The sequence below is a fragment of the Gammaproteobacteria bacterium genome, assembly GCA_016765075.1.
Taxonomy (GTDB): domain Bacteria; phylum Pseudomonadota; class Gammaproteobacteria.
Genome location: JAESQP010000138.1, coordinates 1 through 11,719 on the forward strand (window position 1 = coordinate 1; position 11,719 = coordinate 11,719).

8 protein-coding genes and 3 tRNA genes are annotated in these 11,719 nt (G+C 45.4%); 10 read left to right on the forward strand and 1 reads right to left on the reverse strand.

From position 1 onward, the window contains the following. The first annotated feature begins 102 nt into the window (after positions 1-102). The 10 genes from JKY90_08260 to JKY90_08305 all read left to right on the forward strand — a co-directional run bounded on the left by JKY90_08260 (position 103) and on the right by JKY90_08305 (position 10,246). Positions 103-187: transfer RNA gene (locus JKY90_08260), tRNA-Leu, on the forward strand. A 117-nt stretch (positions 188-304) separates the two neighbouring features. Continuing rightward, positions 305-1,600: a trigger factor gene (locus JKY90_08265; GenBank protein MBL4852256.1), complete on the forward strand. Its 1,296-nt coding sequence runs from the start codon at positions 305-307 to the stop codon at positions 1,598-1,600. 181 nt (positions 1,601-1,781) lie between these two features. Next, a complete protein-coding gene (clpP, locus tag JKY90_08270) occupies positions 1,782-2,387 on the forward strand; it encodes an ATP-dependent Clp endopeptidase proteolytic subunit ClpP (protein MBL4852257.1) in 606 nt (201 codons plus the stop codon). A 43-nt stretch (positions 2,388-2,430) separates the two neighbouring features. Next, entirely contained in the window at positions 2,431-3,720 is a 1,290-nt protein-coding gene (gene clpX, locus JKY90_08275) for an ATP-dependent Clp protease ATP-binding subunit ClpX (GenBank protein MBL4852258.1), read from the forward strand. Positions 3,721-3,872: 152 nt separating this feature from the next. Continuing rightward, positions 3,873-6,311 carry an endopeptidase La gene (lon, locus tag JKY90_08280; protein ID MBL4852259.1) on the forward strand — a complete coding sequence of 813 codons (2,439 nt, stop codon included), beginning with the start codon at positions 3,873-3,875 and terminating at the stop codon, positions 6,309-6,311. Between the two features lie 212 nt (positions 6,312-6,523). After that, positions 6,524-6,796: an HU family DNA-binding protein gene (locus JKY90_08285; GenBank protein MBL4852260.1), complete on the forward strand. Its 273-nt coding sequence runs from the start codon at positions 6,524-6,526 to the stop codon at positions 6,794-6,796. 13 nt (positions 6,797-6,809) lie between these two features. Beyond that, positions 6,810-6,885 (forward strand) — tRNA-Val (locus tag JKY90_08290). 9 nt (positions 6,886-6,894) lie between these two features. Next, positions 6,895-6,971 (forward strand) — tRNA-Asp (locus JKY90_08295). A gap of 159 nt (positions 6,972-7,130) precedes the next feature. Further along, positions 7,131-9,029 (forward strand): SurA N-terminal domain-containing protein, encoded by a 1,899-nt coding sequence (locus JKY90_08300; GenBank protein ID MBL4852261.1) that lies wholly within the window; start codon positions 7,131-7,133, stop codon positions 9,027-9,029. Between the two features lie 359 nt (positions 9,030-9,388). Continuing rightward, positions 9,389-10,246: a M23 family metallopeptidase gene (locus tag JKY90_08305; protein MBL4852262.1), complete on the forward strand. Its 858-nt coding sequence runs from the start codon at positions 9,389-9,391 to the stop codon at positions 10,244-10,246. 124 nt (positions 10,247-10,370) lie between these two features. Here the strand turns inward: JKY90_08305 and JKY90_08310 are convergent, their stop codons facing one another. After that, complete coding sequence (locus tag JKY90_08310; GenBank protein MBL4852263.1) at positions 10,371-11,600, reverse strand: dicarboxylate/amino acid:cation symporter; 1,230 nt, start codon at positions 11,598-11,600, stop codon at positions 10,371-10,373. Positions 11,601-11,719: the final 119 nt, after the last annotated feature.

Sequence of the window (11,719 nt, forward strand, 5' to 3'; positions counted from 1 at the left end):
TGCTAAATAAAGTCGCCAAGTCACGACCTTGCAATCGCACCAACCGATGTCGCATTGGCCCCTCGACGTTGGACAAGCTTTGCTTTATAAGATTGCGCTACTGCGAGCGTGGCGGAACTGGCAGACGCGCTGGATTTAGGTTCCAGTGGGGTAACCCGTGAGAGTTCGAGTCTCTCCTTTCGCACCATTTATCTAGCCACGTTTAATTACGTGGTGTGGTTATGATTAATTAATTAATATCAATGGCTTGGCTTTGGCCGGCCAGACAAACAGACTGCCAATTAGACAGATTACAGGGGATTGCATGCAAGTTTCAATGACCACCACAGAAGGATTGGAGCGCCAGATGAAAGTGGCTGTTCCCGCTGAGCAAATTGACAGCGAAGTGCTAAAACGTCTGCGCAAAATTGGTCAGCGCACGCGTATTAAGGGTTTTCGCCAAGGCAAAGCGCCGCTCAAGATTATACAACGTGATTATGGTGTTGCCGTGCGCGACGAGGTGGTTGGCGATGTCATTCAAAGTAGTTTTGTTGAAGCCCTGACTCAAGAAAACATCAAGCCAGCGGGGCGTCCTCGTATTGATGATCAGTCTGCTGAGCCAGGTCAAGAATTAACCTATACCGCCGTGTTTGAGGTGTATCCATCGCTTGATGAAGTCAAGTTTGAAGGCTTTGAGTTGGAAGCCATGACCAGTGATCTTGGTGATGCACAGATCAACGATGTGATAGATCGCATGCGTGAGCAACGTAAAGATTGGCAGCAGGTGGATCGTGGCGCAGCCGACGGCGACCGAGTTGTTATCGATTTTATTGGCACCATTGATGGTGAGAAGTTTTTGGGTGGTGAAGCAGAAGATTATCCGCTGCGACTTGGCGCAGGTATGATGCTTGCCGGTTTTGAAGAGCCAATAATCGGCGCTAAAGCAGGTGAAAAGTGTGACGTCAAGATTGTTTTTCCAAAAGATTACAATGATGAAACCCTAGCTGGGAAAGAAGCCCATTTTGCTGTGACAGTAAAACAAGTTGAAGGGGGTGTTATCCCTGAGTTAGATTCCAACTTTGTCGAACGTATGGGCATTGAAGACGGTAGTATCGAGACGCTACAAAAAGACGTAAAAGAGAATATGCAACGTGAGCTAGATATCGTAGTAAGGGGTAAGTTAAAGCAGCAAGTGTTTGATTCTTTGGCGACCGCAAATGAATTTACTGTACCAAAGACCATGATTGAGGCTGAAATTGACAGCATTATGCAGCGTGCCAAAGAGAATGCGGCAAGACAAGGAAAATTGCCTACAGTCGAGCGTGAGAGCTTGCGCGACGAGGCTGATAGGCGTGTTCGTTTGGGTGTTATTTTAAATGAAATAGTGCTCAAGAATAAGCTCAAAGTGTCGCAAAAGGAGCTAAGAGAATATATTGTTGCTGAGACGGCTACTTACGAGGATCCGCAAGCGGCAGTGAAGATGATGCTGGCAGATAAAGAGCGGATGGCAGGCATAGAGCCTTTGGTGCTGGAAAACAAAGTTATTGATTTAATTGTAGAAAAATCTACCGTGAAGTCGAAGAAAGCTGATTTTGACGAGATCATGGGTCGTCGCAGTTAAGGAATACAAAGAGAATAAGTGGAGGTGCAACAGTTTTAGGCGTGATCATTGCTTCTTCAAATGGAACGAACATTAACGGTGGAATAGTGAAAGACATCAATGGCACAATGTACACAATACTCCTAGAGTCTGCTCCCGCGAAAGCGTGGGGGCGCCTGAAACATTTGGAGGGTATTTGTCAATGAATATCCCCATGGTTGTCGAGCAATCTGCTCGTGGTGAACGTGCCTATGATATTTACTCGCGTCTACTCAAAGAGCGCGTTATCTTTATGGTTGGTGAGGTTGAAGACTACATGGCCAATTTGTTGGTCGCTCAGTTCTTGTTCCTCGAGTCCGAAAACCCTGACAAAGATATTCATTTGTATATTAATTCGCCAGGTGGCTCAGTCACTTCGGGTATGGCAATATATGACACTATGCAGTTTATCAAGCCGGATGTCAGCACTTTGTGCATCGGTCAAGCTGCCAGCATGGGCGCCTTGCTGCTTGCTGGTGGGGCAAAGGGTAAACGCTATTGCCTACCACATTCGCGCATGATGATTCATCAGCCTTTAGGCGGTTTTCAGGGGCAGGCGTCTGATATTGATATTCATGCCAAAGAGATTTTGATGGTGCGTGATCGTTTGAATGGCATACTGTCTAAACATACCGGTCAGTCAATTAAAAAAGTGGCTGGCGATACTGATCGTGATAATTTCATGAGTGCAACTCAGGCCGTCGAGTATGGTCTTGTAGATAGAGTGATCGAAGATAGAAGCGATGCTATTAGCTCGGCCAAGAAGTAACCCAATTGAGAAATAACGCCAATCGACAAGAGGCGATGTAGATATGAGTGACGACAAAGACAATAAGAAAGACGACGACAAACTGCTTTATTGTTCGTTCTGCGGCAAGAGTCAGCACGAAGTACGTAAGCTGATAGCAGGCCCGTCTGTTTTTGTATGCGATGAATGTGTGGAGCTATGTAACGACATTATTCGCGAGGAAGTCGAAGAGAAAGAAGGTGCCGAGCATGATCGTTTGCCGACGCCTGCTGAAATTTGTGAAATCCTTGATCAATATGTAGTAGGTCAAGGACGCGCCAAAAAAGTGTTGTCAGTGGCAGTGTACAACCATTACAAGCGTCTTAATAATGACACTGGCAAAAAAGACGACGTCGAGTTATCAAAAAGTAATATTTTAATGATTGGGCCTACCGGTTGCGGTAAGACTTTGTTGGCTGAAACTTTAGCACGCATGCTTAATGTGCCGTTTACCATTGCTGATGCCACCACGCTGACAGAAGCAGGCTATGTCGGTGAAGACGTTGAAAATATTATTCAAAAATTGCTGCAAAAATGTGATTACGATGTAGAAAAAGCTCAAACTGGCATTGTTTATCTTGATGAGATTGATAAAATTTCACGTAAGTCAGATAACCCTTCAATTACCCGTGATGTGTCGGGTGAAGGTGTGCAGCAAGCGTTATTAAAATTAATTGAAGGTACCGTTGCCTCTGTTCCGCCACAGGGTGGGCGCAAGCATCCACAGCAAGAGTTTTTGCAAGTTGATACAACGAATATTCTATTTATTTGTGGTGGCGCCTTTGCTGGGCTTGATAATATTATTCGTGATCGTTCAGAAAAGGGTGGCATCGGCTTTTCTGCGGAAGTAAAGAGCAAAGAAGATAAACAGTCTGCTAATGAATTGCTGCACACCGTTGAGCCAGAAGATTTAACCAAATATGGTTTGATTCCCGAGTTCGTTGGTCGTATGCCGCTAATCGCGACGCTAGAAGAGCTTGATGAAGAGGCTTTGATTGATATTCTTACCCAGCCAAAGAATGCCATCACCAAGCAATATATCAAGCTATTTGATATGGAAGGCACGGAGCTTGAGTTCCGTGAAGACGCCTTACGTGCCGTAGCGCTCAAAGCAATGGAGCGCAAAACCGGTGCTCGTGGTTTACGCTCTATTCTCGAAAACGTATTGCTCGACACCATGTATGAACTGCCCTCATTAGAAAATGTTGGCAAAGTGGTTATCGATGATGGGGTTATTACGGGTGAATCAGAGCCGTTATTGATTTATGAGAATGATGAGCCAGCGAAGCTGGCGAGTAATTCGTCTGCGGATTAGACTTGATAGTGGCTGGTTGCTACACGCCAGCGAAATAAGCGGCGCGTGTGGGAGCTTGGATTATTTGTCCGCGGCCCCATAATGTTAGTGCAGTATGAGACACTACACTTAGGTGTCACTCATTTACCGACAGGAATTGGTAGCCCCGCGTTATGAAAACCGAAGACTCTAAAAAAGAAGCCATTTCCTCTTCAGAATACTTTCCGGTGTTACCGTTACGAGACGTTGTCGTCTATCCGCATATGGTTATCCCACTCTTTGTCGGTCGTGAAAAGTCGATCAGGGCGCTAGAGTCGGCGATGGATAAAGACAAGCAAGTGCTGCTTGTTGCGCAAAAAGATGCCAGTATTGATGATCCACAGCTCGAAGATTTCTACCATATTGGTACTGTCTCGACCATTCTGCAATTGCTCAAGTTACCCGATGGCACTGTGAAGGTTCTAGTTGAAGGGCAGCACCGTGCAGAAGTCCATTCCTTTGAAGAAGATGCCGAAGATTTTTTCGCGGCAAATGTGGGCACATTAGAGGCCGAAGCACTTGGTGAGCGTGAAAGTTCTGTTTTGGTGCGCTCAATTCTGAGTCAGTTTGAGCAATACACCAAACTCAATAATAAAGTGCCACCCGAAATTATTTCATCGCTGGCGGGTATCGAAGAGCCAAGTCGCTTGGCCGACACTATTGCTGCGCATATGTCGCTAAAGGTTGAAGAAAAACAATCCTTGCTTGAGATGATGGATGTTCGTGCACGACTTGAACGTTTAATGGCTTTGATGGAGTCAGAGATTGACTTACTACAAATCGAAAAACGTATTCGTGGTCGTGTCAAAGGACAAATGGAAAAAAGCCAGCGCGAATATTTTTTGAACGAGCAAATGAAAGCCATTCAAAAAGAGCTTGGTGACATGGATGACGTGCCAAATGAAACCGACGAGCTGGCCGAAAAAATTAATGCAGCAGGCATGCCTAAAGAGGCAAAAGAAAAAGCGCTGTCAGAATTGAATAAACTCAAGATGATGTCGCCAATGTCAGCAGAGTCTACTGTTGTGCGTAACTATATCGATTATATGGTTAATATTCCATGGAAAAAGCGCAGCAAGATATCCAAAGATATTAAAGCCGCGAAAAAAATACTTGACACAGATCACTACGGTTTAGAGAAAGTCAAAGAACGTATTCTTGAATATTTGGCTGTGCAGCAGCGAGTGTCTAAGCTTAAAGGGCCCGTATTGTGCTTGGTCGGGCCGCCAGGAGTAGGTAAAACCTCGTTAGGACAGTCCATTGCGCGCGCAACAAACCGCAAGTTTACCCGTATGGCTTTAGGTGGTGTGCGTGATGAGGCGGAGATACGCGGTCACCGTCGTACTTACATTGGTTCTATGCCAGGTAAAATTATTCAAAACCTGTCTAAAGTGAAAACTAAGAACCCACTATTCCTGCTAGATGAAATTGACAAAATGGCCACTGATTTTCGTGGTGACCCATCATCGGCCTTACTTGAAGTGTTAGACCCAGAGCAAAACCACACCTTTAACGATCACTACATTGAAGTAGATTATGACCTGTCAGACGTGATGTTCGTTTGTACAGCCAACTCGTTAGCACCCATTCCTGCTGCCTTGCTCGATCGTATGGAAGTCATTCGTTTGTCTGGTTACACCGAAGATGAAAAACTGGCGATTGCACAGCGCTATCTCGTGCCTAAGCAAATGAAAAATAACGGTATCAAAGACGGCGAGCTGAAAATATCAGAAGGTGCGATACGCTCTATCGTTCGTTACTTTACCCGTGAAGCAGGTGTACGTGGCCTTGAGCGTGAAATTTCAAAAATATGTCGTAAGGTTGTCAAGCAAGCAGCCTTGGGAGAACATAAAGGTACTGTGCAGATTAGCTCGCGTAATATTGAGAAATTTCTTGGTATCAAACGTTTCCGTTTTGGTCTTGCTGAAGCCAATGACCATGTTGGCCAGGTCACTGGCCTTGCCTGGACTGAAGTCGGTGGCGATTTGCTCACGCTTGAAGCCGCTGTTGTCGGTGGTAAGGGTAAGCTATCAATTACTGGGCAGATCGGTGATGTCATGCAAGAGTCAGCACAAGCAGCCATGACAGTGGTGCGCAGTCGAGCTGCCATGCTGGGTATTGACCCAGAGTTTTATCGCGACAACGATATCCACATTCACGTGCCTGAAGGCGCTATACCCAAAGATGGCCCAAGTGCAGGCGTGGGTATGTGTACTGTGCTGGTGTCTGCGCTAACGGGCATTCCTGTGCGCTCTAATGTGGCGATGACAGGCGAGATTACCCTGCGTGGGGAAGTGCTACCGATTGGTGGCCTTAAAGAAAAATTGCTAGCAGCGCATCGTGGTGGTATCGATACCGTACTTATCCCGGAAGAGAACAAACGTGACCTTGAAGAAATTCCTGACAACATTAAGCAGAAACTCGACATTCGTCCTGTTAAATGGATTGATGAGGTCTTTGCCGTTGCCTTGCAGCACATGCCAAAGCCGCTCAGTGAAGATGAAGTGCAAAAATTACTCAGCAAAAGGGCCGCAGGCGTTAAAAATAAAGACGATCAGCTACGCGCACATTGACCCAATAATGTCATGAATTGCTGTGTTCTTTGCAAGCCGCCCCTTGATTTATAGCAGGCACTGCTTGACAGGGCTTTTTGCTAGTTGGTATAAAGGTTCCCCCTTTTACGCCGATTGTGCTTCATTCTCTCGGTGTGTGGTTCATACAAAATCCGAGTGGCTAATTTTGGCTTACCCTATGCCACCCAACATAAATACTGAGGAGATATATAGTGAATAAATCAGAATTGATCGACGCCATTGCTGAATCTGCGGAGCTCTCTAAAGCATCAGCAGGCCGTGCGCTTGAGGGCGCAATTAGCGCAATTTCCGGTGCATTGAAAAGTGGCGACCAAGTTGCCTTGGTTGGCTTTGGTACTTTCTCTGTTAAGCACCGTGCAGCACGTGAAGGTCGTAACCCACAGACGGGTGCAACCATCCAAATTAAAGCCTCAAAATCCCCGGCATTTAAGGCTGGCAAGGGATTTAAGGATGCCGTACAATAGCGCTCCTTTCAGCGGGTGCTTAGCTCAGATGGTAGAGCGTCGCCCTTACAAGGCGAATGTCGGGGGTTCGATCCCCTCAGCACCCACCAGAAGTATTAGGAGTGGTAGTTCAGCTGGTTAGAATACCTGCCTGTCACGCAGGGGGTCGCGGGTTCGAATCCCGTCCACTCCGCCAGTAAAGAGTACGGAACAAAGCTCAGGGGTACCGAGCGAAGGATGCTTGTGCCCTTTGATGCTTCTGTTAAGCAGCATTCTATTTAGGATTCCACGCTAGGCTCTGACCCCGATCTGGGTTACTATTCGACCCACGTAATCATCACAATAAAACCTTCCTATGCTTGAATTTATTCGTCAACGTGCAACAGGTGTTATCGCCTGGATCATTGTTATCGGTATTACCGCTACTTTTGCCCTTTGGGGTTTGGCTGATTATTTAACGCCCGATAGCAATGTTTATGTCGCCGAAGTTGATGGCGAAAAAATCACCCAAAACGAATTGCAGCGACGCTATTTGCAAAACCGTGCACGCTTGCAAGTGACACTGGGTGAAAATTTTAATCCTGCCTTTTTTAGCGAAGACGCACTTAAATATCAAGCATTAGATGCCTTGATTGAAGAAAACATTTTACTTGCTAAGCTCGGCGACTCAGATCAACAAATTGGCAATCAACAGCTTAGCGCAACCATTCAATCACTCGAAGCGTTTAAAACCAACGATACTTTTGATAGTGCGCGTTATCAAAATCAAATTCGCATCCAGGGCGAATCGGTAGAGGGTTTTGAACAGCGTATACGTCGAGCCATCTTAATCGACCAAGCGGTTAGTAGTATTGTACAGAGCAGTGTTGTCAGCGATACCGAGCTTGATGCGTTTATTAAATTGCGTGATCAACAACGTGAAGTTAGTGTAATCACTATTGCCCACAGTCGTTTTATCGATGCGGTAGCAATTAGCGACGCCGACATTCAACGTTATTACGCTGAAAACGGTAATCGATTTCAAACAGCAGAGCAGGTATCCATAGAGTATCTTGTACTTGATGCTAGCGATTACACAGCAGATATTGACATCGAAGAAGAAGATGTTCAATTTGAATACCAGGAACGTAAAGCCGAATTTCTTGTTGATGAGCAGCGTCGTGCTCGCCATATCCTCTTGGAATTTGACTCAGAAGCTGATGCAGCCGCAATAGCACAAATACGCGCCAAGGCACAGGCATTGCTTGACCGCATTAATGCGGGTGAAGATTTTGCTGAATTAGCAATCGAGCATTCAGATGACGCCGGTTCCGCAGGCAATGGTGGTGATCTTGGCTTCTTTGGCAAAGGTGTCATGGTTCCAGCTTTTGAAAAATCTGTCTTTGCGCTAGAACAAGACCAAGTCAGTGAACTTGTGCAATCAAGCTTTGGTTTTCATGTTATCAAGTTGACCAGTATTCAAGAGCAACGTGGTAAAACCTACGATGAAATGAAGTCTCAGCTTGAAAATGAATTAAAACGTGACAAAGCAGCCGATATTGTTATAGAGCGTTCTGAATTGCTGGTTGACACCACTTACGAAAACCCAGAAACACTATCAGTCGCGGCAGAACTTCTGGGCTTAGATATTCAAACCAGTGAATTGTTTGAGCGTGGCCGTGGTGCTGGTATCGCCAGTGATCAGCAAGTGCGTAATGCAGCTTTTTCTAATGAGATTGAACAAGGTAATAATAGTGAAGCCCTGCAAATCAATGGCAATCGTATTGTCGTTTTACGGCTAAAAGAGCGTGTTGAACCCAAGCCAAAACAGCTTGATCTAGTGCGCGACGAAATTAATAGTATCCTTAACGATCAAGCTGCGAATAATGCAGCGCAAGAGCTGGCCGAAAGGTTGCTCACTGATTTCAATTCAGGCAATGATATTACCGAACAGCTTGCTGAAAACGAACTATCATGGACAGAAACAAAGCTCTATAACCGTAATGATAGCCAGCTTAATCGAGTTATTTTGAAAAATATATTTAAAGTGGCAGAAGCTTCCGAGCAAGCGAGTATCATCGATTTGCGCAACGGTGATTATGCGCTGGTGAAAATGACTGCAATTAAAGACGGTGATGCAATCAGTTTGAGCAATGAACAACGCCAAGTCTTAAAAGACCAACAGCAACGTACACGTGGCAATAATGAATATACGGCGTGGATTAAAGCGCTCAAGGACTCAGCAAAAATTTCCTTGTTTGAAGAGAATATTTAACTACTTCTATTATTGCAGAAATTGTCCGGAATTTTTCAGTTATGCTTTGCTATTATTTTTTAGTATAAAAGCAGGCAACCCTCCTATTGTTACATATCAGCCCTCGTTTCGAGGATCAGCATCGGTAGATTATAAATAATGCATTACAGTACCTGTGTTGCAAGTGTTGCTTGCTTTGCGCATATCTGTTGTCGAAATGGCCCCAGACAGCGTTTAAAATAGACGGTTGTTTACATAGGGTATGCTCGCGGGAATCATGTAAGAGATTTGATCTCTCCCTGCCGGTATTGGAGTGACAGTCATGGAAAATAAGAAGGGTGTTTAGTTATATAAGAATACTACTGGTAGTGATTTTTTTCATGCCTGTTTACACGTTAGCGGTAGATATATATAAATATAAGGATGAAAACGGCGCATGGGTATTTGGCGATAAAGAGCCACCAGTTGAGTCTGAAAAACTAAACATTAACGTTACCGAGAAGAAAGACATAGCCCCGAAGTTGTTTATTGAAACGACTAATGAAGGAGAAGTCTTAAATATTGTTAATCCGTTTTATGTGTCAGTTGAAATTGTTGTGAAATCTCGTCTCTTTGAGAAAGGGCGTCTTCATGCAGTTATTGAAGAAAACTCGACAACGACCTTATATGAAGCCCCGTATAAAAGCGGGGTAGGCATCTCAGATGCCCAATTATATTGGCTGCTTGGTGATCCTGGCGCAAAACACGATGGTACGGTTTATCACGTTCCTTCAGCTTCGAAGACGCAGCACAAAATCACACAATCTTTCAAGGGGCGATTTTCACATATCGCCGAGCCTAGTTTCTATGCAGTCGACCTTGATATGGCTATTGGCACCTATATCACCGCCGCTCGTGCTGGTGTCGTGATCTATGTAAAGGATAATTATTACTATAGTGGCACGAAAGAATACTTTGCTGATAAAGCCAATGTCGTGCAAGTGTTGCATGAGGATGGAACCTACGCGACTTATGCCCACATTTTAGGCGGGACTGCATTGGTTAAACCGGGTGATTTAGTCCAGACAGGCGCCAAGTTAGCGAGATCGGGTTCTTCTGGTTATTCAACCGGCCCACACCTTCATTTTGTTGTGCAGAAAAATGGCGGCATGAAAACGATTTCAGTGCCGTTTGAATTTGTCAGCAAAAGAGGGATAGCATTTACTCCCGAAGCTGGGAAGTATATTGGAGGTAAGTGATATGGCCAGTGACTTTTTCTGAATTCGTCATTTTTGGTCTCAAAAGCAATCAAAAGTCTTGCTTTCGCAGAACAGTTTTTGCCCCAAGGGTTCTTTCAATATCGCTATGATTTTGTATTTAACGTTAACTACTGCCCGATTCTTTTTCAGGAGGCACCAATTTATCTATCACCGCAGCACCCACAGAGTCGCCCCAAACATTCACGCTAGTTCTAAAACGATCCAAAAACCAATCGACTGCAAGTAATAGCGCGATGCCTTCTAACGGCAGGCCGACGGCTTCCAGCACAATGACTAAAGTAATCAAGCCTGCTTCAGGAATACCCGCTGCACCAATGGCAGCGAGTGTGGCGGTAATAAAGACGATGAATTGCTGGCCAATGGTGAGGTCGATGCCATAGGCTTGGGCGATAAACATGGCAGCACAGGCCTCGTAGAGGGCGGTGCCGTCCATGTTGACGGTGACTCCAAGTGGTGCGACAAATTGCACAGAACGTTTACTGATGCCGTTTTCGCGTAGACATTCCATGGTCAAAGGTAAGGTGGCGGCGGAGCTTGCGGTGCCAAAGGCAGTGAGTAGGGCGCGTAACATGCCGGTGAGATAAGCACGGCCACGGCCGGTGAAGACCAGTAAAATAATAAACAAGACAACAAAATGAATAGCGAGGCCGCTTAAGACAGTGACAACGTGTAAGCCGACAGCGGTAATTTCTGCCATAAACTGTTCGCCGCCACCCGCTTTACCTAATCGCCCGGCAACCAGGCCAAAAATACCGATAGGGGCAAGATACATAACCCACACGACTAACTTCATCATGGCATCGTTAACACCACGGAAAAAATCGATGACGATTTTGCCGCTATTACCTAAGGTCGTTAATGCTGCAGCAAAGAGTATGGAAAAGAAAATAATGGGTAATAATTGGGTATTGGCCGCAGATTCAATGAGGTTGGGTTGAATCATCATTAGCATGATATCGCTGATGCCGGTATCTTCTTTGCCAATGACTCTGTCGGGTATGGTGGCAGCGCTGGCATCGATACCGACGCCGGGCTGTATGAGATTAACCATAACCATGCCGATGAATACGGCGATAGCAGTGGTGCTGGCATAAAACAGTAAGGTCGTGCCGCCAATGGTGCCGAGCTTGCGAATATCACCAAGACTGCCGATACCGCTGATGACTGCGGCCATAATCAATGGCACGATCATCATCTTTAACAGATTAAGAAAGACGGTGCCGATCCAGGCGACAGATAGCATCGCAGGCCCGAAAATCCAGCCGCTGATAACGCCAGCGACGACGGCCAGAACAATAAAAAATAATAAATACATGGCGTGTTTATGTGACATACGCAAGCGCCTTTCAGTTTAGTGGGTTTTATTATTTAGAGAGTCTCTATTTTATCCAGAAACAATAAGAGTGGGTCTTGATTTACGTCATGCCGACAGTACTATAACCACAATCGACA